Annotated in this window: 23 protein-coding genes; 19 read left to right on the forward strand and 4 right to left on the reverse strand. The window is 59.0% G+C overall.

The window, feature by feature from the left end; translation table 11 throughout:
• Positions 1 to 110 precede the first annotated feature (110 nt).
• The 12 genes from rimP (at position 111) to yedF (ending at position 13,719) form a co-directional block, all read left to right on the forward strand.
• Entirely contained in the window at positions 111 to 563 is a 453-nt protein-coding gene (gene rimP / locus ATE40_RS22855) for a ribosome maturation factor RimP (protein WP_004933515.1), read from the forward strand.
• Between the two features lie 21 nt (positions 564 to 584).
• On the forward strand, positions 585 to 2,093 hold the full coding sequence (gene nusA, locus ATE40_RS22860; protein WP_019453340.1) for a transcription termination factor NusA: 1,509 nt from the start codon (positions 585 to 587) through the stop codon (positions 2,091 to 2,093).
• A 23-nt stretch (positions 2,094 to 2,116) separates the two neighbouring features.
• A complete protein-coding gene (infB, locus tag ATE40_RS22865; RefSeq protein ID WP_019453339.1) occupies positions 2,117 to 4,807 on the forward strand; it encodes a translation initiation factor IF-2 in 2,691 nt (896 codons plus the stop codon).
• A gap of 70 nt (positions 4,808 to 4,877) precedes the next feature.
• Positions 4,878 to 5,288 (forward strand): 30S ribosome-binding factor RbfA, encoded by a 411-nt coding sequence (gene rbfA, locus ATE40_RS22870; RefSeq protein WP_019453338.1) that lies wholly within the window; start codon positions 4,878 to 4,880, stop codon positions 5,286 to 5,288.
• Positions 5,288 to 6,232, forward strand: a complete 945-nt coding sequence (gene truB / locus ATE40_RS22875; RefSeq protein ID WP_004933505.1) for a tRNA pseudouridine(55) synthase TruB — start codon at positions 5,288 to 5,290, stop codon at positions 6,230 to 6,232. The genes rbfA and truB overlap by 1 nt, the downstream gene beginning before the upstream one ends.
• 124 nt (positions 6,233 to 6,356) lie before the next feature.
• Positions 6,357 to 6,626, forward strand: a complete 270-nt coding sequence (gene rpsO, locus ATE40_RS22880; protein WP_004933502.1) for a 30S ribosomal protein S15 — start codon at positions 6,357 to 6,359, stop codon at positions 6,624 to 6,626.
• 256 nt (positions 6,627 to 6,882) lie between these two features.
• The gene (gene pnp, locus ATE40_RS22885; protein ID WP_019453336.1) at positions 6,883 to 9,000 is read left to right on the forward strand and encodes a polyribonucleotide nucleotidyltransferase; all 2,118 of its coding nucleotides are present in this window, start codon (positions 6,883 to 6,885) and stop codon (positions 8,998 to 9,000) included.
• Between the two features lie 128 nt (positions 9,001 to 9,128).
• The gene (gene nlpI / locus ATE40_RS22890) at positions 9,129 to 10,013 is read left to right on the forward strand and encodes a lipoprotein NlpI (protein WP_063918026.1); all 885 of its coding nucleotides are present in this window, start codon (positions 9,129 to 9,131) and stop codon (positions 10,011 to 10,013) included.
• A 122-nt stretch (positions 10,014 to 10,135) separates the two neighbouring features.
• A complete protein-coding gene (gene yrbN / locus ATE40_RS25075; RefSeq protein ID WP_223182019.1) occupies positions 10,136 to 10,210 on the forward strand; it encodes a protein YrbN in 75 nt (24 codons plus the stop codon).
• On the forward strand, positions 10,200 to 12,122 hold the full coding sequence (locus ATE40_RS22895; RefSeq protein ID WP_004933492.1) for a DEAD/DEAH family ATP-dependent RNA helicase: 1,923 nt from the start codon (positions 10,200 to 10,202) through the stop codon (positions 12,120 to 12,122). The genes yrbN and ATE40_RS22895 overlap by 11 nt, the downstream gene beginning before the upstream one ends.
• Positions 12,123 to 12,268: 146 nt before the next feature.
• Complete coding sequence (gene yedE / locus ATE40_RS22900) at positions 12,269 to 13,483, forward strand: selenium metabolism membrane protein YedE/FdhT (RefSeq protein ID WP_019453334.1); 1,215 nt, start codon at positions 12,269 to 12,271, stop codon at positions 13,481 to 13,483.
• The gene (yedF, locus tag ATE40_RS22905; protein WP_004933486.1) at positions 13,480 to 13,719 is read left to right on the forward strand and encodes a sulfurtransferase-like selenium metabolism protein YedF; all 240 of its coding nucleotides are present in this window, start codon (positions 13,480 to 13,482) and stop codon (positions 13,717 to 13,719) included. Before yedE ends, yedF begins: the two co-directional genes overlap by 4 nt.
• Before the next feature lie 37 nt (positions 13,720 to 13,756).
• On the opposite strand, the gene ATE40_RS22910 is transcribed toward yedF, so the two are convergent.
• The gene (locus ATE40_RS22910; RefSeq protein WP_175565696.1) at positions 13,757 to 14,770 is read right to left on the reverse strand and encodes a luciferase-like monooxygenase; all 1,014 of its coding nucleotides are present in this window, start codon (positions 14,768 to 14,770) and stop codon (positions 13,757 to 13,759) included.
• 230 nt (positions 14,771 to 15,000) lie between these two features.
• Between ATE40_RS22910 and ATE40_RS22915 the strand changes: the two genes are divergently transcribed.
• The 5 genes from ATE40_RS22915 (at position 15,001) to ATE40_RS24840 (ending at position 19,035) form a co-directional block, all read left to right on the forward strand.
• Positions 15,001 to 15,972: an HlyD family secretion protein gene (locus ATE40_RS22915; RefSeq protein WP_019453332.1), complete on the forward strand. Its 972-nt coding sequence runs from the start codon at positions 15,001 to 15,003 to the stop codon at positions 15,970 to 15,972.
• Entirely contained in the window at positions 15,954 to 17,108 is a 1,155-nt protein-coding gene (locus ATE40_RS22920; RefSeq protein WP_025159593.1) for an ABC transporter permease, read from the forward strand. The genes ATE40_RS22915 and ATE40_RS22920 overlap by 19 nt, the downstream gene beginning before the upstream one ends.
• Positions 17,105 to 18,244 carry an ABC transporter permease gene (locus ATE40_RS22925; protein ID WP_063918028.1) on the forward strand — a complete coding sequence of 380 codons (1,140 nt, stop codon included), beginning with the start codon at positions 17,105 to 17,107 and terminating at the stop codon, positions 18,242 to 18,244. Before ATE40_RS22920 ends, ATE40_RS22925 begins: the two co-directional genes overlap by 4 nt.
• A 146-nt stretch (positions 18,245 to 18,390) precedes the next feature.
• A complete protein-coding gene (locus ATE40_RS24835) occupies positions 18,391 to 18,765 on the forward strand; it encodes a hypothetical protein (protein ID WP_156785446.1) in 375 nt (124 codons plus the stop codon).
• A 39-nt stretch (positions 18,766 to 18,804) separates the two neighbouring features.
• Positions 18,805 to 19,035 (forward strand): hypothetical protein, encoded by a 231-nt coding sequence (locus ATE40_RS24840; protein ID WP_154747200.1) that lies wholly within the window; start codon positions 18,805 to 18,807, stop codon positions 19,033 to 19,035.
• 37 nt (positions 19,036 to 19,072) lie between these two features.
• Here the strand turns inward: ATE40_RS24840 and ATE40_RS22930 are convergent, their stop codons facing one another.
• Positions 19,073 to 19,951: a U32 family peptidase gene (locus ATE40_RS22930; RefSeq protein WP_063918029.1), complete on the reverse strand. Its 879-nt coding sequence runs from the start codon at positions 19,949 to 19,951 to the stop codon at positions 19,073 to 19,075.
• Positions 19,952 to 19,962: 11 nt separating this feature from the next.
• Entirely contained in the window at positions 19,963 to 20,958 is a 996-nt protein-coding gene (gene ubiU / locus ATE40_RS22935; protein WP_063918030.1) for a ubiquinone anaerobic biosynthesis protein UbiU, read from the reverse strand.
• 258 nt (positions 20,959 to 21,216) lie between these two features.
• Here ubiU and ubiT point away from each other — a divergent pair, with 258 nt between their 5' ends.
• Positions 21,217 to 21,738 (forward strand): ubiquinone anaerobic biosynthesis accessory factor UbiT, encoded by a 522-nt coding sequence (gene ubiT, locus ATE40_RS22940; RefSeq protein WP_025159594.1) that lies wholly within the window; start codon positions 21,217 to 21,219, stop codon positions 21,736 to 21,738.
• Positions 21,732 to 22,235 (forward strand): GNAT family N-acetyltransferase, encoded by a 504-nt coding sequence (locus tag ATE40_RS22945; protein WP_063918031.1) that lies wholly within the window; start codon positions 21,732 to 21,734, stop codon positions 22,233 to 22,235. Before ubiT ends, ATE40_RS22945 begins: the two co-directional genes overlap by 7 nt.
• Here ATE40_RS22945 and ATE40_RS22950 read toward each other — a convergent pair.
• Complete coding sequence (locus ATE40_RS22950) at positions 22,222 to 22,527, reverse strand: GIY-YIG nuclease family protein (protein WP_139291246.1); 306 nt, start codon at positions 22,525 to 22,527, stop codon at positions 22,222 to 22,224. The two genes, ATE40_RS22945 and ATE40_RS22950, sit on opposite strands and share 14 nt — an antisense overlap.
• Positions 22,528 to 22,544: the final 17 nt, after the last annotated feature.

Here is a 22,544-nt window from a genome sequence, read left to right on the forward strand (position 1 = left end):
GCGGCAAACAGGGTCCAGTTGCATAAAGCCCCGATTTTTCGGGGTTTTTTGTTATTTGGCAACAGAATCACTGGGCTATTTAGCCCTTTTTTTATGTCTTGGGGGTGGGCTTGTCCACATTAGAGCAACAGTTAACAGAGATGCTTTCGGCACCCGTAGAAGCGTTGGGCTTTGAGCTTGTAGGCATCGAATTCATTCGTGCGCGCCAATCGACGCTCCGCATCTATATTGATAGTGACAACGGCATCAATGTTGATGATTGCGCTGATGTCAGCCACCAGGTCAGCGCTGTATTGGACGTCGAAGATCCAATCACGGTCGCTTACAACTTGGAAGTCTCCTCTCCTGGCCTTGATCGCCCGATGTTCACCGCAGAACACTATACGCGTTACCTCGGTGAAGAAGTCAGCCTGGTCCTGCGCATGGCGGTACAGAACCGTCGCAAGTGGCAGGGTATTATCAAGTCTGTCGAAGGCGAGATGATCACGGTTACTGTGGAAGGGAAAGATGAAGTGTTCGCGCTGAGCAACATCCAGAAAGCGAACCTGGTACCCCACTTTTAAAGTTTGGAAGAGGCAACTAGGATGAACAAAGAGATTCTGGCTGTTGTTGAAGCAGTTTCCAATGAAAAATCCCTTCCGCGCGAGAAGATTTTCGAAGCGCTGGAAACTGCATTAGCCACCGCAACCAAGAAAAAATACGAGCAGGAAATCGACGTGCGCGTCAGCATTGACCGCAGAACCGGCGATTTCGATACCTTCCGCCGTTGGGTCGCCGTAGACGAAGTGACTCAGCCAACGCGTGAAATCACGCTGGAAGCCGCTCAGTTTGAAGATCCGAGCATCGAGCTCGGCGGCTACGTCGAAGATCAGATCGAATCCGTGACCTTCGACCGTATCACCACCCAAACCGCCAAACAGGTTATCGTGCAGAAAGTGCGCGAAGCCGAGCGTGCGATGGTGGTCGACGCTTTCCGTGAACACGAAGGCGAGATCGTCACCGGCGTGGTGAAGAAAGTGAACCGCGACAGCATCGCGCTGGATCTGGGCAACAACGCCGAAGCGGTGATTGGCCGTGAAGACATGCTGCCGCGCGAAAACTTCCGTCCGGGCGACCGCATTCGCGGCGTATTGTACGCCGTGCGTCCTGAAGCTCGCGGCGCGCAGCTGTTCGTCAGCCGTTCCAGCTCGGAAATGCTGAAAGAACTGTTCCGCATCGAAGTGCCGGAAATCGGCGAAGAAGTGATTGAAATTAAAGCGGCAGCCCGCGATCCTGGCTCCCGCGCGAAAATTGCAGTGAAAACCAACGACAAGCGCATCGACCCGGTCGGCGCTTGCGTAGGCATGCGCGGTGCGCGCGTTCAGGCCGTGTCGAGCGAGCTCGGCGGCGAACGTATCGACATCATCCTGTGGGATGACAACCCTGCGCAATTCGTCATCAACGCCATGGCGCCGGCCGACGTCGCGTCGATCGTGGTAGACGAAGATAACTGCACCATGGATATCGCCGTTGAAGCCAGCAACCTGGCGCAGGCGATCGGCCGTAACGGCCAAAACGTGCGTTTGGCTTCCCAGCTGCTGAAACAACACCGCGGCGACGATCGTTGGGAACTGAACGTGATGACGGCGGACGACCTGCAGGCCAAGCACCAGGCCGAGGCTCATGCCGCTATTGATACCTTCACCAAGTATCTTGATATCGACGAAGATTTCGCCACCGTACTGGTTGAAGAAGGCTTCTCCACGCTGGAAGAGCTGGCCTACGTGCCGATCAAAGAGCTGTTGGAAATCGACGGTCTGGATGAAGATACGGTTGAAGCATTGCGCGAACGCGCCAAAGCTGCATTGACCACGCTGGCCCTGGCACAAGAAGAAAGCCTGGGCGACAACAAACCGGCCGACGATTTGCTCAACCTGCCGGGTCTTGAGCGCAGCATGGCCTTTAAACTGGCCGCGCGTGGGGTTTGTACGCTGGAAGATCTTGCCGAGCAGGGTGTTGACGATCTGGCTGATATTGAAGGGCTTAGCGATGAGCAAGCCGGCGAGCTGATCATGGCTGCACGCAATATCTGTTGGTTTGGCGACAACGCGTAATAACTGTAGCAGGAAGGAACAGCATGACGACAGATGTAACCGTAAAATCGCTGGCAGCAGAGATTCAGACTCCGGTTGATCGCCTGGTACAGCAGTTTGCTGATGCAGGGATCAACAAGTCCGAGTCGGACTCTGTTACCCAGCAAGAAAAAGAAACATTGCTGGCGCACCTGAACCGTGAACACGGCAGCGCGCCGGGTAAACTCACTTTGCAGCGCAAAACGCGCAGCACCTTGAATATCCCGAGCACCGGCGGTAAAAGTAAATCGGTGCAAATTGAGGTCCGCAAGAAACGCACTTATGTAAATCGCGATACGCAGGAAGCCCAGTTGGCTGAAGCGGCAGAGCAGGCACAGCGTGAAGCGGAAGAGCAGGCACGGCGCGAAGCGGAAGAGCTCGCAAAACGCGAAGCGGAAGCGAAGCGCGCAGCCGAAGAGCAAGCCAAACGTGAGGCCGCGGAGATTGCTAAGCGTAATTCAGCGGAAAAAGAAAAAGTGACCAATCAACATACCGACGAAATGACCAAGCCAGCTCAGGCGGAAAAAGCACGCCGTGAAGCCGAAGCCGCTGAACTGAAACGCAAAGCGGAAGAGGAAGTGCGCCGCAAGGTTGAAGAGGAAGCCAAGCGCGTGGCGGAAGAAGCCCGTCGCATGGCCGAAGAGAACGGCGAGAAGTGGGCCCAGGCCGACGCGGCAAGCGCTGCGGTTGAAAGCGCCGACTATCACGTGACCACCTCTCAGCATGCCCGTGCCGCTGAAGACGAAAACGACGCCAAAGTTGAAGGCGATCGTCGCAGCCGCACCCGCGGCGGCAAAGCCACCAAGCAGAAGAAAGGCAACAAGCTGTCCGAATCCAAAGCGGATCGCGAAGAAGCGCGCGCCGTTACCCGTGGCGGTAAAGGCGGCAAACGCAAGCCTAGCGCTCTGCAGCAGGGCTTCAACAAGCCGGCGCAGGTGGTTAACCGCGACGTGGTGATCGGTGAAACCATCACCGTAGCCGAGCTGGCCAACAAGATGGCGGTAAAAGGTTCTCAGGTCATCAAAGTGATGATGAAGCTGGGCGCCATGGCCACCATCAACCAGGTTATCGACCAGGAAACCGCACAGCTGGTTGCCGAAGAGATGGGCCACAAAGTTATCCTGCGTCGTGAAAACGAGCTGGAAGAAGCGCTGATGAGCGACCGTGATACGGGCGCTGCGGCTGAACCGCGTGCGCCGGTCGTGACCATCATGGGCCACGTTGACCACGGTAAAACCTCTCTGCTGGACTACATCCGCTCCACAAAAGTGGCGGCGGGCGAAGCCGGCGGCATTACCCAGCACATCGGTGCCTACCACGTAGAAACCGAGAACGGCATGATCACCTTCCTGGATACCCCGGGTCACGCCGCGTTTACCTCGATGCGTGCTCGCGGTGCTCAGGCAACTGACATCGTGGTTCTGGTGGTGGCGGCTGATGACGGCGTGATGCCACAGACCATCGAAGCTATCCAGCACGCGAAAGCGGCGCAGGTGCCATTGGTGGTTGCGGTTAACAAAATCGACAAACCGGAAGCCGATCCGGACCGCGTTAAGCAGGAACTGTCTCAGTACGGCGTTATGCCGGAAGAGTGGGGCGGCGAAGCGCAGTTCGTCCACGTGTCCGCGAAAGCCGGTACCGGTATCGACGAACTGCTGCAGGCTATCCTGCTGCAGGCCGAAGTTCTGGAACTGAAAGCGGTACGCAGCGGCATGGCGAGCGGCGTAGTGATCGAGTCCTTCCTGGATAAAGGCCGTGGCCCAGTGGCTACCGTGCTGGTTCAGGAAGGTACGCTGAACAAGGGCGACATCGTCCTGTGTGGCTTCGAATACGGCCGTGTGCGTGCGATGCGCGACGAATTGGGCCGTGAAGTGACCTCCGCCGGTCCGTCTATCCCTGTGGAAATCCTGGGTCTGTCCAGCGTGCCTGCAGCGGGTGACGAAGCGACCGTAGTGCGTGACGAGAAGAAAGCGCGTGAAGTGGCGCTGTATCGTCAGGGCAAGTTCCGCGAAGTCAAACTGGCGCGTCAGCAGAAGTCCAAGCTGGAAAACATGTTCGCCAACATGACCGACGGCGAAGTGTCCGAGCTGAACATCGTACTGAAATCCGACGTTCAGGGTTCTTGCGAAGCGATCAGCGACTCGCTGCTGAAGCTCTCCACCGACGAAGTGAAGGTGAAGATTGTCGGCTCCGGCGTAGGTGGTATCACCGAAACCGACGCGACGCTGGCTGCGGCCTCCAACGCCATCATCCTGGGCTTCAACGTGCGTGCCGACGCTTCTGCGCGCCGCGTGATCGAAGCGGAAAGCCTGGATCTGCGTTACTACTCCGTGATCTATAACTTGATCGACGAAGTGAAGCAGGCGATGAGCGGTATGCTGGCGCCGGAATACAAGCAGCAGATCATCGGCCTGGCCGAAGTGCGCGACGTGTTCAAATCGCCTAAGTTCGGCGCTATCGCCGGCTGTATGGTTACCGAAGGGACCATCAAGCGTCACAACCCAATCCGCGTACTGCGCGACAACGTGGTTATCTATGAAGGCGAGCTGGAATCCCTGCGCCGCTTCAAAGATGACGTTAACGAAGTCCGTAACGGCATGGAATGTGGTATCGGCGTTAAGAACTATAACGACGTGCGCGTCGGCGACATGATCGAAGTGTTCGAGATCATTGAGATCCAACGCACCATCGCTTAACGATTGCACATCTGCTTATATCTGTTTACGGGGGGCCTTTGTGCCCCCCGATTTGTCTGGAGAATCCAAAATGGCAAAAGAATTCAGCCGCGGTCAACGCGTGGCGCAAGAGATGCAGAAAGAGATTGCGATCATTCTGCAGCGTGAAGTGAAAGATCCGCGCGTCGGCATGGCGACCGTTTCCGGCGTGGAAGTGTCCCGTGATCTGGCGTACGCCAAGGTTTACGTCACCTTCCTGAACGTGCTGACCGAGAACCACGATCCGGATCTGGTCAACAACGGCATCAAAGCGTTGCAAGACGCTTCCGGTTACATCCGCACCCTGCTGGGCAAAGCGATGCGCCTGCGCGTGGTGCCGGAGCTGACCTTCGCCTACGATAACTCCCTGGTGGAAGGCATGCGCATGTCCAACCTGGTGACCAACGTGGTGAAGAACGACGCCGAGCGCCGTTCCGCCTCAGGCGATGACAAGGAGGACTGATGAGTCGCCCTCGTCGCCGCGGCCGTGATATCCACGGCGTGCTGTTGCTGGACAAGCCGCAGGGTTTGTCGTCCAACGATGCGCTGCAAAAAGTAAAGCGCCTGTACAACGCCAACCGGGCGGGTCACACCGGCGCGCTCGATCCGCTGGCGACCGGCATGTTGCCTATCTGCCTGGGTGAAGCGACCAAGTTTTCGCAATATCTGCTCGATTCCGACAAGCGCTATCGGGTGATCGCCAAGCTGGGGCAGCGTACCGATACCTCGGACGCCGACGGTCAGATCGTGCAGGAGCGCCCGGTGAACTTCACCCAGGCGCAGCTCGACGCGGCGCTGGACACCTTCCGCGGCGACATCCAGCAGGTGCCGTCGATGTATTCGGCGCTGAAATACCAGGGCAAGAAACTCTACGAGTATGCGCGCCAGGGGATTGAAGTGCCGCGCGAAGCGCGCAGCATCACGGTGTACGAGCTGCAGTTTATCCGCTGGGAAGGGGATGAGCTGGAGCTGGAGATCCACTGCTCGAAAGGCACTTACATCCGCACCATCACCGACGATCTCGGCGAGCTGCTGGGCTGCGGCGCGCACGTGATCTATCTGCGTCGCCTGCAGGTGGCGACTTACCCGATCGCGCGCATGGTGACGCTGGAACAGCTGAACGCCTTGCTGGCGCAGGCGCAGGAACAAGCGATCGCCCCCGGCGAGCTGCTCGATCCGCTGCTGATGCCGATGGACAGCCCGGTTGAGAACTATCCGGAAGTGAATTTGCTGCCGGTGGTGGCGGGCTACGTCAAGCAGGGGCAGCCGGTGCAGGTGGCCGGTGCGCCGGCCTCCGGTATGGTGCGTATCACCGAGGGTGAAGAGCGGAAATTCATCGGCGTTGGCGACATCGCCGAGGATGGTCGCGTGGCGCCGCGCCGCCTGGTGGTCGAACATTTCGACTGACGGCGGGGCACTGCGTCGCCTTGCGATCGCACTGCGCTAAGAGTAGAATGGCGCAGCTTATGCATTGGGTTGCTGAATTAGAGATCGGCGCCTGTTTTTATTATCTATAATCTGGAGTATTACAATGTCTCTAAGTGTTGAAGCTAAAGCTCAAATCGTAGCTGATTTCGGTCGTGGTACTAACGACAGCGGTTCTACCGAAGTTCAGGTTGCCCTGCTGACTGCGCAGATCAACCATCTGCAAGGCCACTTCTCCGAGCACAAAAAAGATCACCACAGCCGTCGTGGTCTGCTGCGTATGGTTTCTCAGCGTCGTAAGCTGCTGGACTACCTGAAGCGTAAAGATGTAGCACGTTACACCAGCCTGATCGAGCGTCTGGGTCTGCGTCGCTAATCTAGCAAGTTTCAGTGGAAAGGGGCCTATTTTGGCCCCTTTCTTCTAGGAAGCATAAGCAAATCAGGTTAATGTATTACTGATGTTTCCAAACAGGCTCTTCCGTTACAGAGGTTCGCGCGGCTAATGAGAGGCTTTATCTCCCGCCTGAGATAAGGATTGTCATTAGTCGCGAGGATGTAGTGAGAAGGCAAATCGAGTCACAGGCGTGTCGAGTCGTCAATGCGATTGCGCGCCGCTAATCAAGGATATAATTTTGCTGACACCGATCATTCGCAAATTCCAGTATGGCCAGCATACCGTCACCATCGAAACCGGTATGATGGCTCGTCAGGCCACCGCCGCCGTTATGGTGAGCATGGATGACACCGCCGTCTTCGTTACCGTTGTTGGCCAGAAAAAAGCCAAGCCGGGCCAGAGCTTCTTCCCGCTGACCGTTAACTACCAAGAGCGTACCTACGCCGCTGGTCGTATCCCGGGCAGCTTCTTCCGTCGCGAAGGCCGTCCGAGCGAAGGCGAGACCCTGACTTCCCGTCTGATTGACCGTCCGATCCGTCCACTGTTCCCGGACAACTTCCTGAACGAAGTTCAGGTGATCGCGACCGTGGTTTCCGTTAACCCGCAGGTGAACCCGGACATCGTTGCGATGATCGGTGCCTCTGCCGCCCTGAGCCTGTCCGGTATTCCGTTCAACGGCCCAATCGGCGCAGCGCGCGTAGGTTACATCAACGATCAGTACGTGCTGAACCCGACGACCGACGAGCTGAAAGAAAGCCGTCTGGACCTGGTGGTTGCTGGTACTGCCGGTGCGGTGCTGATGGTTGAATCCGAAGCGGACGTGCTGAGCGAAGATCAGATGCTGGGTGCCGTGGTATTCGGCCACGACCAGCAGCAAGTGGTTATCGAGAACATCAACGCTCTGGTTGCCGAAGCCGGCAAACCGAAGTGGGATTGGCAGGCGCCTGCGGTCAACGAAGCGCTGCACGCGCGCGTGGCTGAACTGGCCGAAGCTCGCCTGGGCGACGCTTACCACATCACCGAAAAACAAGAGCGTTACGCTCAGGTTGACGCGATCAAAGACAGCGTAGTTGAAACCCTGCTGGCGCAGGACGAAACGCTGGACGCCGGCGAAATCCAGGACATCCTGGGCAACGTCGAGAAGAACGTGGTGCGCAGCCGCGTACTGCGTGGCGAGCCGCGTATCGACGGCCGTGAAAAAGACATGATCCGTGGCCTGGACGTGCGCACCGGCGTACTGCCGCGCACCCACGGTTCCGCGCTGTTCACCCGTGGCGAAACTCAGGCGCTGGTTACCGCGACCCTGGGCACCGCGCGCGACGCCCAGAACCTGGACGAGCTGATGGGCGAGAAGACCGACAGCTTCCTGTTCCACTACAACTTCCCTCCGTACTCCGTAGGCGAAACCGGCATGGTCGGTTCTCCTAAGCGTCGTGAAATCGGTCACGGTCGCCTGGCGAAACGCGGCGTATTGGCTATGATGCCTAAACCGGAAGATTTCCCGTACACGGTTCGCGTGGTGTCTGAAATCACCGAATCCAACGGTTCTTCTTCCATGGCTTCCGTGTGCGGCGCGTCTCTGGCGCTGATGGACGCCGGTGTGCCAATCAAGGCCGCCGTTGCGGGTATCGCGATGGGCCTGGTGAAAGAAGCCGATAACTTTGTGGTTCTGTCCGACATTCTGGGTGACGAAGATCACCTGGGCGACATGGACTTCAAAGTGGCCGGTAGCCGCGACGGTATCACCGCGCTGCAGATGGACATCAAAATCGAAGGCATCACCCGCGAAATCATGCAGGTGGCTCTGAACCAGGCCAAGGGCGCGCGTCTGCACATCCTGGGCGTAATGGAACAGGCTATCAGCACCCCACGCGGCGATATCTCCGAATTCGCACCGCGTATTCATACTATCCGCATCAACCCGGATAAGATTAAAGACGTGATCGGTAAGGGCGGTTCCGTTATCCGCGCGCTGACCGAAGAGACTGGCACTACCATCGAAATTGAAGATGATGGTACAGTTAAAATCGCAGCGACCGACGGTGAGAAGGCGAAATTCGCTATCCGTCGTATCGAAGAGATCACGGCAGAGATCGAAGTGGGCCGTATTTACCAGGGTAAAGTGACCCGTATCGTTGATTTCGGCGCGTTCGTCGCTATCGGCGGTGGTAAAGAAGGTCTGGTGCACATTTCTCAGATCGCCGACAAGCGCGTCGAGAAAGTGACCGACTATCTGCAGATGGGTCAGGAAGTGCCGGTTAAGGTACTGGAAGTTGACCGTCAGGGCCGCGTGCGTCTGAGCATCAAAGAAGCGATGGCGCCGGAAGCAGGTTCACCTGCGCCTGAAGCAGAATAACTGTATAGATAGTTTTACAGCTCCCCGCCATGGGGTTGGGAGCTGTTCGTATCGCGCGGGTAGGATGCCCGCGTTTTAGCAAACGGAGGACAGGACGTTCATCCAATGTTTGTCTTCGGGAGTGGGAAATGAAGCCTTTCTTGCGCTGGTGTTACGTTGCGACAGCACTCATGCTGGCAGGATGCAGCAACCATGATTGGCGTAAAGACGAAGTTTTGGCAATCCCGTTGCAGCCAACGTTGCAGCAGGAAGTGATCCTGGCGCGCATGGAACAAATTCTTGCCAGCCGGGCACTGACGGATGACGAACGCGCACAGCTTTTATATGAGCGCGGTGTGCTGTATGATAGCCTCGGGTTACGTGCATTAGCGCGCAATGATTTCTCGCAGGCGCTGGCGATACGTCCCGACATGCCGGAAGTTTTCAACTACCTGGGCATTTACTTAACGCAGGCAGGCAATTTTGATGCTGCCTATGAAGCGTTTGATTCTGTACTAGAGCTTGATCCAACTTACAATTACGCGCGTTTAAACCGGGGCATCGCACTGTATTATGGCGGCCGCTTCCCGTTGGCGCAGGATGATCTGCAGGCGTTTTATCAAGACGACCCAAACGATCCCTTCCGTTCGTTATGGCTGTATCTGGTGGAGCGAGAAATCGATCCCAAGAAGGCCGAGGTAGCGCTTCAGCAGCGCTATGACAAAGCGGACAGAGGGCAATGGGGATGGAATATTGTCGAATTCTACCTGGGCAAGATCAGCGAAAAAACGCTGATGGAACGCCTCAAGGCAGATGCAACGGATAACACTTCGCTCGCTGAGCATCTCAGTGAAACTGACTTCTATTTGGGTAAACACTACCTGAGTCTGGGGGACAAGGACTCCGCTTCGGCGCTGTTCAAACTGACGGTGTCTAACAACGTTCACAACTTCGTTGAGCACCGCTATGCATTGTTGGAATTGGCGCTTTTGGGCCAAGAGCAAGACGACCTATCGGAATCGGACCAGCAATAGCTGACGAACACCTATCAGCCTGATGGACATTGGTTTTTAACCAAAGTTATCGCCTTAACGGGCGAGGGCTTTTTTGTTCGTTTTATAATCTAATTTGAGCCGGTTCACACTTTTCAATGAAAATGACTGAAAATTTTCTCGACGAGTTATGTAGACTGGCTGCCATTATTAATGAGGCACGTGTACATGACGACTGAGTTTGAAACCTCTTTTGCTGATCTGGGGCTGTCTGCTCCAATCATTTCCGCCCTGAACGATCTGGGCTATGAAAAACCATCTCCGATCCAGGCTGAGTGTATTCCTCACCTGTTGAACGGCCGCGACGTGCTGGGCATGGCACAGACCGGTAGTGGTAAAACCGCAGCGTTCTCGCTGCCGCTGCTGCACAACCTGCAGGCAGACCTGAAAGCACCTCAGATCCTGGTGCTGGCACCGACCCGCGAACTGGCGGTTCAGGTTGCTGAAGCGATGACCGATTTCTCCAAACACATGAACGGCGTCAACGTGGTAGCCCTGTACGGCGGCCAGCGTTACGACGTGCAGCTGCGCGCTCTGCGCCAGGGCCCGCAAATCGTTGTGGGTACCCCAGGCCGTCTGCTGGACCACCTGAAACGCGGCACCCTGAACCTCTCTAACCTGAGCGGCCTGGTGCTGGATGAAGCCGACGAAATGCTGCGCATGGGCTTTATCGAAGACGTAGAAACCATCATGGCTGAGATCCCGGCTGAACATCAGACCGCGCTGTTCTCCGCCACCATGCCGGAAGCGATCCGTCGCATCACCCGCCGCTTCATGAAAGAGCCGCAGGAAGTGCGCATCCAGTCCAGCGTGACCACCCGTCCGGACATCAGCCAGAGCTACTGGTCGGTCTACGGCATGCGTAAAAACGAAGCGCTGGTGCGTTTCCTGGAAGCCGAAGACTTTGACGCGGCGATCATCTTCGTTCGTACCAAGAATGCGACCCTGGAAGTGGCCGAAGCGCTGGAGCGCAGCGGTTACAGCAGCGCCGCGCTGAACGGCGACATGAACCAGGCGCTGCGTGAGCAGACTCTGGAGCGTCTGAAAGACGGTCGTCTGGATATCCTGATCGCGACCGACGTTGCGGCCCGTGGCCTGGACGTTGAGCGCATCAGCCTGGTTGTCAACTACGACATCCCGATGGACTCCGAGTCTTACGTTCACCGTATCGGCCGTACCGGTCGTGCGGGCCGCGCCGGCCGCGCGCTGCTGTTCGTGGAAAACCGCGAACGCCGCCTGCTGCGCAACATCGAACGCACCATGAAGCTGACCATCCCTGAAGTAGAGCTGCCAAACGCAGAACTGCTGGGCGAGCGTCGTCTGGCCAAGTTCGCCGCGAAAGTTCAGCAGCAGCTGGAAAGCAGCGATCTGGACCTGTACCGCGCACTGCTGACCAAACTGCAGCCGGAAGAAGAGCTGGATATGGAAACTCTGGCCGCAGCGCTGCTGAAAATGGCACAGGGCGAACGTCCGCTGATCCTGCCGCCGGATCCGGTCTTCAAGCCGCGTCAGCGCCGCGAGTTCAACGACCGTGACGATCGTCGCGGTGATCGTGGCGACCGTCGTGACAGCCGTGATGGCGATCGTCCGCGTCGCGAACGTCGTGACGTTGGCGAGATGCAGCTGTACCGCATCGAAGTGGGCCGTGACGATGGCGTTGAAGTTCGTCACATCGTTGGCGCCATCGCTAACGAAGGCGACATCAGCAGCCGTTACATCGGTAACATCAAGCTGTTCGCTTCCCACTCCACCATCGAGCTGCCAAAAGGCATGCCGGGCGAGATCCTGAATCACTTCACTCGCACTCGCATCCTGAACAAGCCGATGAACATGCAGCTGCTGGGCGATGCACAGCCGTTCGAACGTCGCGAGCGTCGTGACGGTGGCAACGGTGGCGAGCGTCGCGGCAACGGTCGTCCGTTCAACGGCGAACGTCGCGAAGGCGGCCCGCGTCGCTCCTTCGGCGAACGTCGTGAAGGCGGTAACGGCGGCGAGCGTCGTGGCGGTAACTACAACCGTGACGGCAAGCCGGCGCCACGCCGTGATGACGGCGCACCGGCAGCACCACGTCGTCGTTTCGGCGACGCGTAATCGCTGATTCGCCGTTCGCGGTGAAGCGCTCTGAAAAACCAGCCTGCGGGCTGGTTTTTTTATGCCTGAAAGTTGCCGTCAAACGCCCCTGAATGGCGTATCATTCATAAGGTTTTTTCTTACGGATGATATGCACGGGAGATGCCATGAGTTGGCAGCAGTTTAAATCTCAATACCTGGTGCGCTTTTGGGCGCCGCTGCCGGCGGTGATCGCCGCCGGGATCCTTTCTACCTACTACTTCGGCATGACCGGCACCTTCTGGGCGGTGACCGGCGAGTTCACCCGCTGGGGCGGCCATGTGCTGCAGTGGTTCGGCCTGCACCCCGAGCAGTGGGGCTATTTCAAGGTCATCGGCCTGCAGGGCACGCCGCTGGAGCGCATCGACGGGCGGATGATCATCGGCATGTTCGCCGGCTGTATCGCCGCCGCGCTATGGGCCAACAACATCAAACTGCGTCAGCCGCAGCACCGCATTCGCATCGTGCAGGCGCTGCTGGGCGGCATCATCGCCGGTTTCGGCGCACGCCTGGCGATGGGCTGCAACCTGGCGGCGTTTTTCACCGGCATTCCGCAGTTCTCGTTGCACGCCTGGTTCTTCGCGCTGGCGACCGCCGCCGGCTCCTACTTCGGCGCCAAATTTACGCTGCTGCCGATGTTCCGCATTCCGATCAAGTTGCAAAAGGTGAAGGCCGCCGCGCCGCTGACGCAGAAGCCTGAGCAGGCGCGTCGCCGTTTCCGGCTGGGCATGGCGATCTTCGGCCTGGCGGTGGCCTGGTCGCTGTGGACGCTGTTCGATGCGCCGAAGCTCGGCATCGCCATGCTGTTCGGCATCGGCTTTGGCCTGCTGATCGAGCGCGCGCAGATCTGCTTCACTTCGGCGTTCCGCGATCTGTGGATCACCGGGCGCACCCACATGGCGAAAGCCATCATCATCGGCATGGCGGTGAGCGCCATCGGTATCTTCAGCTATGTGCAGCTGGGCGTGGCGCCGAAGATCATGTGGGCCGGCCCGAATGCGGTGCTCGGCGGTTTGCTGTTCGGCTTCGGCATCGTGCTGGCCGGCGGTTGCGAGACCGGCTGGATGTACCGCGCCGTGGAAGGGCAGGTGCACTACTGGTGGGTGGGGCTGGGCAACATCATCGGCGCTACGCTGCTGGCCTATTACTGGGACGACCTGGCGCCGGCGCTGGCGACCGACTATGACAAGATTAACCTGCTCGATACCTTCGGCCCGATCGGCGGCCTGCTGGTGACTTACCTGCTGCTGGCGCTGGCCTTCGCCGCCATGCTGTGGTGGGAGAAACGCTTTTTCCGCGCCCGGCCTGAGGCGCAGGTGGTGAATTTGAGGAGCATGCCATGAAAGAGACGACGATAGTGCCGGACTACCGGCTGGACATGCTGGGCGAGCCTTGCCCGTACCCGGCGGTGGCGACGCTGGAGGCGATGCCGCAGTTGAAGCCGGGGGAGATCCTGGAGGTGATCAGCGATTGCCCGCAGTCGATCAACAACATCCCGCTCGATGCGCGTAACCACGGCTACAAGGTGCTGGATATTCAGCAGGATGGGCCGACCATCCGCTATCTGATTCAGCGTTAACGCCAAGGCGGTGGGGTTTCCACCGCCTTTTCGCTTTTTAGCCCTTCACGATGTCGCCTTTTACCCCGGCGACAATCTCGAACGAACGCAGCCGCGCCTGATGATCGAAAATCTGGCCGTTGACCATGATCTCGTCAGCATCGGTTTCACGCAGCAGCGTTTGCAGCCCGTGGCGCACCGTATTTTCGTCGCCGACGATCGACATCCGCAGCGCCTGCTCGACGCCGTATTGCTCACCTGCGGTCCACAGCGCGTGGATGTTATCCACTGGCGGCGGCAGCGGGCCGGGCGAACCGCGGCGCAGATTGATGAACTGCTGTTGCATCGAGCTGAACAGGAAGCGCGCGTCGCGGTCGCTGTCGGCGGCGATCACGTTGACGCACACCATGGCGTGCGGTTGCGCCAGCTGTTTGGAGGGTTTGAAGTTCTCGCGGTACAGCTGCAGCGCCTGGAACAGCATATCCGGGGCGAAGTGCGAAGCGAAGGCGAACGGCAGGCCGAGCTGTGCCGCCAGCTGCGCGCTGTAGAGGCTGGAGCCGAGCAGCCAGAGCGGCACATGCAGCCCCTGGCCCGGCACCGCCTGCACCGGCTGGCCGGGCTGCGCATCGCAGAAGTAGTTTTGCAGTTCCTGCACGTCGCGCGGGAAGGTATCCACGTCGCCGGACAGGTGGCGGCGCAAGGCCATCATGGTGCGCTGATCGGTGCCAGGCGCGCGGCCCAGCCCCAGATCGATGCGGCCGGGGTAGAGCGATTCCAGCGTGCCGAACTGCTCGGCGATCACCAGCGGCGCATGGTTCGGCAGCATTACGCCGCCGGAGCCGAGGCGAATGCTTTGGGTGCCGGCGGCCAGATAGCCCAGCAGCACCGAGGTGGCGGCGCTGCCGATGCCGGTCATGTTGTGGTGCTCGGCCAGCCAGTAGCGCTGGTAGCCCCAGCGTTCGGCGTGTTGCGCCAGATCCAGCGAACAGTGGAAAGCGTCGCGCGCTTTGGCCCCTTGCGGGATTGGCGATAAATCCAGTACCGACAGCGGTACGGCAGTGTTTTCAGTCATGGCATCGTCCATCAGAGAGTGGATCGCTTAAAGGGCGATTGCAGAGGTCTGCATACCAAAAAGCCGAAAATGATGCTTTTTAGTGTTAAAAGCATAATCCAATTTATAGTTATAAAAGAGGAGATATGTGCTTGTGATATCCTCATGAGAGCAATGGTGTTTTTTGGAGCAATTTGAAATATGGAAATGATGATACTCGCCCGCCGCTTACCGTTCCGGGAACTGACATAATGAAAAAAAAGACGTTGTTTACCCTATTGCTGATGATGGTGGCGATCGCATTGGCGATCCTGTTCCGCGCGCACAACCAGGATTTGTTGCTGCAGGGTGAAGTGGATGCGCCTGAAGTGATCGTCGCTTCCAAAGCGAAAGGCCGGGTGGTTGAACGCCTGATTGAGCGCGGCGACGACGTGAAAAGCGGTCAGCTGATCATCCAGCTCGACAGCCCTGAACTGATAGCGCAACTGCGTTCCGCACAGGCGACGCGCGACGAAGCCAAGGCGCAGCTCGACCAGTCGCTGAACGGCACCCGTGAAGAGAGTATCCGCAACCTGCGCGCCAACCTGGCGCAGGCCGAAGCGCAGTACCGCAATGCGCAAAATGACTACAATCGCAACCTGAGCGTGGCCGGCAAAGGCTATATCTCGAAGTCCGAGCTGGACGCTTCGCGCCGCGCGCGCGACACCGCCTTCCAACAGGTACAGGCGGCCAAAGCCAATCTGGATGAAGGCATCAACGGCGATCGCGTCGAGCTGCGGCAACAATATGCGGCGGCGCTGCGGGCGGCGGAAGAGAACCTGCTGCAGATCCAGGCGCAGACCGACGACCTGCAGGTAAAAGCGCCGGTGGATGGCGAAGTGGGGCCGATCCCGGCCGAAGTGGGTGAACTGCTGAACGCCGGCAGCCCGCTGGTGACGCTGATCCGGGTGCCGGACGCTTACTTCGTGTTTAACCTGCGCGAAGACATCCTGGCCCACGTGCGCAAAGGCGACAAGGTCAAGCTGCGGGTGCCGGCGCTGAAGGACAAAATGATCGACACCGAGGTGCGCTACATCGCGCCGCTGGGGGATTACGCCACTAAACGCGCCACCCGCGCCACCGGCGACTTCGACCTGAAAACCTTCGAAGTGCGCCTGTATCCGTCACAGCCGGTGGACGGCCTGCGTCCGGGGATGAGCACCTTATGGCAATGGAAAGAGTAAGGGCCGGCTGGCGCTGCTTCAGTCACGCGTTCGACAAAGAGTGCCGCGTCGCCTTTCGCAGCCCGGTGGTGCACTGGCTGAGCTGGATCTTTCCGCTGATCCTGTTTGTGCTGATCAGCAGCAACTTCTCCGAAGGCACGCTGCTCGATCTGCCGGTCTCGGTGGTGGATAGCGATCACAGCCCGCTGTCCAAATCGCTGACGCGCCGGCTGGATGCGGGTTCGCACGCCCACGTCGAGGCTTACGGCGGCGGATTGCCGGAGTCGCTGAACCGCCTGCGCAGCGCACAGGATTACGCGTTGCTGTACATCCCGCCGGACTTTGAGGCCAACGCGCTGTCGGGCAAGCAGCCGAGCGTGGTGATGTACTACAACGCGCTGTTCTACGGCGCCGGGCTGTACTCCACCCAGGACTTCGGCGGCCTGATGAACGAAATCAACGCCAGCACCCGCAGCATCATCGCCACCGAGATGGGCAAATCGCTGCCGCCGCTGGCGGACGTGACGCTCTCCTACGGCAGCCTGTTCAACGCCAGCGGCAGCTATATCTACTACCAACAGTTCGCCGCCACTATCCACCTGCTGCAGCTGTTCGTGGTGACCTGTATGATCTACGTGCTGGCGCGCAGCAAGTCGCTGCTGCAGGCCAAGCCGTTCAGCCTGGCGCTGCTCGGCAAGCTGGCGCCCTACACGCTGTGTTTCACCACCCTGCTGATGGTGGAGATCGCGGCGCTGGTGGGCATCTTTGACGCCCGCGTCAGCGGCAATCCGCTGTTTATGCTGATGATCGGCCTGTTCTACGTGATGGCGGCGCAGAGCATCGGCCTGCTGCTGTATACCTTTACCGGCAGCACCATCACCGCGTACAGCCTGATCGGTATTTTGGTCAGTATCGCAATGACTTTCTCCGGCATGGCGGTGCCTGAGCTGTCGATGCCGCTGCCGGCGCGCATCATTTCCAACATCGAACCGTTGACCCACGCGCTGTACGCGATGTTCGACGTGTTCCTGCGCCAGGTGCACGCTAGCGCCATCTTCAGCGTGTGCGCGCTGCTGGCGGTCTATCCGCTGGTGGCCGCGCTGCTGGTGCGCAACCGCCTGCCGGCGCGGCTGGCAAAAGAGGGGAACGCCGGATGAAGCTTTATTGGCAAACCTTCGTTAAGGTGCTGCTCGGCATGCTGGAGCGGCCGGTGTGGCTGATGCTGATCCTGTCGCTGTGTATCATGAGCATGGTGTACGCCAACCGCACGGTGTGGGATCTGCCGGTGGGGGTGATCGATCAGGATCACAGCACCGCCAGCCGCCAGCTGATCCGCCAACTGGACGCCACCTCCAAGATCGCCATTGAAACTTACGACAGCCTGGAGCAGGCGCAGCGCGATCTCGGCTGGCGCAAGCTGTTTGCGGTGCTCATCATGCCGGTGGATCTGGAGAAGAAAATTCTCAGCGGGCAGAACATCGTGGTGCCGATGTACGGTGACGCCACCAACCGCCTGGCTAACGGCCAGATCCAACAGGACGTGGTGGCGGCCTACCAGCAGTTGTTGACGGAGTACAACAACGGGCTGCTGCTGCGCAGTGGCTTCAGCGAACGGCAGGCGCAGATATTGCTGACGCCGATACTGGGACAAACGCTGGACGTGTTTAACCCCGGCATCAGCTTTGCGGCGATCATCTTCCCCGGCCTGCTGGTGATGCTGTTGCAGCACTCGCTGCTGATCGCCTGTATCCGCGTCAATATCGCCATGAAGAGCATGCCCGGCGGCAAGGCGCCGCTGGCGGCGCACCTCGGCGGGCTGACGGCGCTGCTGCCGATCTGGCTGTTCCTGTCGATCGTGCTGTTCGTGCTGTGGCCGTGGGTCTTGGGCTATCGGCAGACGGCGAACATCGCCGAACTGCTGCTGCTGACCTTCCCGTTCCTGCTGGCGGTATTGGGGCTGGGCAAGCTGGTAACCGAGTGCCTGCGCAGCGTCGAGATGATCTACCTGACGCTGGCGTTCATCACCACGCCGATCTTCTATCTGTCCGGCACCATCTGGCCGCTGCAGTCGATGCCGGCCTGGGTGCGCGCCATCTCGTACAGCATTCCCTCCACCTGGGGCACCAAGGCGATCGCCGGCGTCAACCAGATGGGGCTGTCGCTGAACGAAGTGTGGGGCGACGTGGTGATGATGTTGATACTCGGCGTGGTCTATACCCTGCTGGGCTTCGGCGTGGGTTTCTTGCGCAACAGCGTGGCGCTGCGCGGGATGTTCAGGAAGCGGCGAGTGTAGGGGATAAATAAAGGCGCCATTTTCGGCGCCTTTATTATTTCATATTATCGATGTATTTAATTTGTTTTGTTTAGTTGGTTGCTGGTTTTTTTTGATTTTTTATCTTTCCTTTGGTAATTATAATTGTCGATATATTTAGGGAATTAATGGTCGGCGTTAATTTTATCTGTAACGTGTTATTTAAAGGATGGAATAATATGTCAACAATAAGAACGCTTACATTTGACGAGATGAAACTGATTGGCGGTTGTGGCGATGGGCATAACGGCGGCGATCGTGACAGCCCAAGCAGAGGTGCACCAAACTCTTGTGCCAATCAGGTTGGAATGGGCATTATCATTGGCGCATTTACCGGTTTTTCCGGCGGCCCGCCAGGGATGATAGGCATGGCAGTTGCCGGCGGCTTGATGGGGGCAGTTTCTTGCGCAGATAACAGCCCAGCAAGAAGCAATAAGAATAACGATGGTGCTTTGGGAGGCAATAAAAATGCCAATAGTGTTAATGGGCAGTGTCGCCGGTGATGTGAGTGTCGTTTCTGGGGCATCAAAATAGAGGTTAGAATGATGGCCAATAAACGTCTGGTCAACCTGCTTTGCAATATGGTGGCCTTAACATTGAGCATATTGCTTATTTCTTTCTCCTCACTGCATATTATTTCATACGGAGAACATTTGGCAGATGCGGCCATTGCGGTTTTCACATATTTTGGTATCAGAAGCTGCTGTCTGATGGGGGTAAGCTTATTCCAGTGGTTCCACGGTGGGAATAATCGCATTCCTCTTGATAAATAAACCATGCCGGCAGCGTCCGCTGCCGGCATTGTCTTTGCTAAGACACCAACTCCAACCCCGCCACCCGGCGCCAGTAGCCGTTGCAGTCGGCGTGGTCGGTCAAGGCCAGCGGCTGCTCGCCGCGTTCATTGGCGCGGAAGGCGTCGATTTGCGCCAGCGTCTCGGCGCCCTGCGGCGACAGCCGCACGATGTCCACCAACCCTTGCATGCTCGGCAGCTCGTTGCCGAGGTTGTAGCAGTAGCCGCTCATGGTCTGGATGCCGTTGAGCACGAACACCTGCTGCTGTTCCTGCGAACGCATCATGCGGCCCTGCGGATATTTGATGCAGCAGGTTTCGCACTCGTCCTTGCCGCGGTTCTCCGAGCGGGCGGTGAAGCAGCGCGCCGAATAGGCCAGCGGCAGATGGCCGTAGCTCAGCACCTCCACCTCGAAATCGTGGCGGAAGCCCAGCTCGTCGCACTGCGTCAGCAGGTTGGCCAGCCAGTCGCGCGACAGCTCGACCGGCATGCACCAGCGCACCATGCCCTGGCGGCGCAGCAGGCGTAGGGTATAGGCGTTGTAGCAGTTCAGCGCATGGCCGGCGACGAACGGCAAACCGCGTTCCGCTGCCATGTTCACCGCGCCCAGATCGTTGGCTTCAAGCAGGAACTCGCCGTTCTCCACATAGCGTTTCAGCTCATTCAGCTCGGACGGCGCCTGCAGCAGCGCCAGCGTGGAGATCACTACCTGCTTGCCGCTGCGGGCGATTTCGCGCGCCAGCGCCAGCCAATCGCCGACCTTCATCTCGCGCCGTTTGGTGCAGACGCTCTCGCCGAGGTAAATGATGTCGGCGCTGCTCTCCGCCGCCTGTTGATAGAACGCCGCGATGTCGGTTTTCGGCCAGTAGTAGAGTACCGGCCCCAGTGCGTATTTCATGTTTCCTCCGGCTACTGCCATTTGCGGTGATAGGCGCCCAGCGTGGTCTGGGTGCCTTCGGACATCGCGCCCAGCGTCTCCATCCAGGCGGCGTCGGCACGGTAGGCGGCGGGATTGGCCTGGCAACGGTCGATCGCCTGGCGCCAGACGCGCGCCACCTGGCTGACGTAAGCCGGGCTGCGCTGGCGGCCTTCGATCTTCACCGAGGCGATGTTGGCGGCCAGCAGCTCCGGCAGCAGCTCCAGCGTATTGAGGCTGGTGGGCTCTTCCAACGCGTGGTAGCGCACGTCGTCCACCAGATAGCGGCCCTTGCACAGCGTCGGGTAACCGGCGTTTTCATGATCCTGGTAGCGATCGATCAGCACGTCGTTCAGGCGCGACTCCATGCCCTGAGGGGTTTGCTGCCAGCGCACGAAACGAGCCGGCGAGCAGGCGCCGACGGTGTTCGGCGACTCGCCGGTCAGGTAGGAAGAGAGATAGCAGCGTCCTTCGGCCATGATGCACAGGCTGCCGAAGGCGAACACTTCCAGCGGCACCGGGCTGGTGCGCGCCAGCTGTTTCACCTGATGCATCGACAGCACGCGTGGCAGCACCACCCGGCCCACCTCGAAGTTGCGCTGGTAAAAACGGATCGCTTCCTCGTTGGTGGCGGAAGCCTGCACTGAAACGTGGCGCTCCAGTAGCGGGTAGCGCTGGGCGGCGTATTCCAGCATCGCCAGATCCGCCAGAATCAGCGCGTCGGCGCCCAGTTGGGCCGCCATATCCACCGCGCGCTGCCAGCGGGCGTAGCCGTCGGGATGGGCGAAGGTGTTGATGGCGATATGCAGTTTGCGGCCGTGGCGATGCACGTAATCAACCGCTTCCTGCAGCTTTTTCTCGGTGAAGTTGAGGCCGGCGAAGTGGCGCGCGTTGGTATCGTCTTTCAGACCGATGTAAACGGCGTCGGCGCCGTTATCCACCGCGGCCTTCAGGGCCGGCAGGTTGCCGGCGGGACAAAGCAGCTCCATAGATTTATCCTGGCTTAGCCGTACGCCCGGCCGGGCGCACGCTGTCTTTAAAGGTTGCCGACGGCGGTGTTCCGCCGGCAAACGCGATTTGGGGAGGCCATTTTAGGCAAAGGGGCACACACAGGTTTTGATTTGGGGCAGCTTATGGCGTATTGATAAACATGGCGGTGAAATGCACTATTTGTTGATATAGACCGCTGAAGCCGCGCGCCAGTGTGGCAAAATAGCGGTAGTCCGTATTGAAAGGAGTGGATGACCGTGTTGGAACAACTACGAGCACGCCTTGTGCGCCAGGGGCCGTCGCTGCTGCGCGTCCCGCTGAAATTCACGCCGTTCGCTCTGCAGCGCCAACTGCTGCAGCAGGTGCTGAGCTGGCAGTTCCGCCAGGCGTTGGCGGATGGCGATCTGGAATTTCTCGAATCGCGCTGGTTGAAGATCGAAGTTCGCGATCTGGCACTACACTGGTTTATGACGGTAGAAAACGACAAACTGGTAGTCAGCCAGCACGCCGAAGCGGACGTCAGCTTCAGCGGCGACGCCAACGATCTGATCCTGATCGCGGCGCGCAAGCAAGATCCGGATACGCTGTTCTTTCAGCGTCGGCTGCAGATTGAAGGGGATACCGAATTGGGCCTGTATGTGAAAAATTTGATGGACGCCATCGAGCTGGAAAGCATGCCTGCGCCGCTGCGCATGGGGTTGCTGCAGTTGGCTGATTTTGTCGAAGCAGGGCTGCAGGAGGGCACGGCGTCGGCTTCCCGTGTGGCGGTATCATGCTGATCCGCGTAGAGATCCCGGTAGACGCGGCGGGCATCGACGCCTTGCTGCGCCGCGCCTTTGGCCGCGACGACGAAGCCGATCTGGTGCAGCAGCTGCGCGAAGACGGCCTGCTGACGCTGGGCGTGGTCGCCACTGACGACGAAGGCGGGGTAGTGGGTTACGCCGCGTTCAGTCCGGTGGATGTGGCCGGCGAAGATCGCCAATGGGTGGCGCTGGCGCCGCTGGCGGTAGACGAAAGCCTGCGCCGTCAGGGGCTGGCTGAAAAGCTGGTGTACGAAGGCTTGGATTCGCTGAACGAATTCAGCTACGCCGCGGTGGTGGTGCTGGGCGATCCGGCCTACTACGGCCGCTTCGGCTTTAAACCGGCCGCCGCCTATGGCCTGAACTGCCGCTGGCCGGGCACGGAAAACGCGTTCCAGGTGTATCCGCTGGCGGAAGACGCCCTGAATGGCGTCAGCGGCGAAGTGGCTTTTTCGGCGCCGTTTAATCGCTTTTAACCACCGGCAACAAATACTCAAGCGACAGCGGCGGGTGATTCACCAGCCGCTCTTTTTGTATTTTGCTCAGCTGTTTGACGCGGTATTCCAGCTTCAACGCCGTTGAGCGATCCCCCACCTGGCAGTGAAACGCCAATGTCAGCTCCCCTTTGCCGCGCAGCGCCTTGGCGCCTTTGCCGGCCTGATGCTGCGCCAGGCGGCGCGCCACGTCGGTGGTGATGCCGGTATACAGCATGCCGCTCGGCAAACGCAGCATATAGAGGTGCCAGGGAGTGGGGGAGGTGTCGGTCATCGTATGCCGTTTTGGTG

Origin of the sequence: Serratia surfactantfaciens (genome assembly GCF_001642805.2) — a bacterium.
Lineage (GTDB): Bacteria > Pseudomonadota > Gammaproteobacteria > Enterobacterales > Enterobacteriaceae > Serratia > Serratia surfactantfaciens.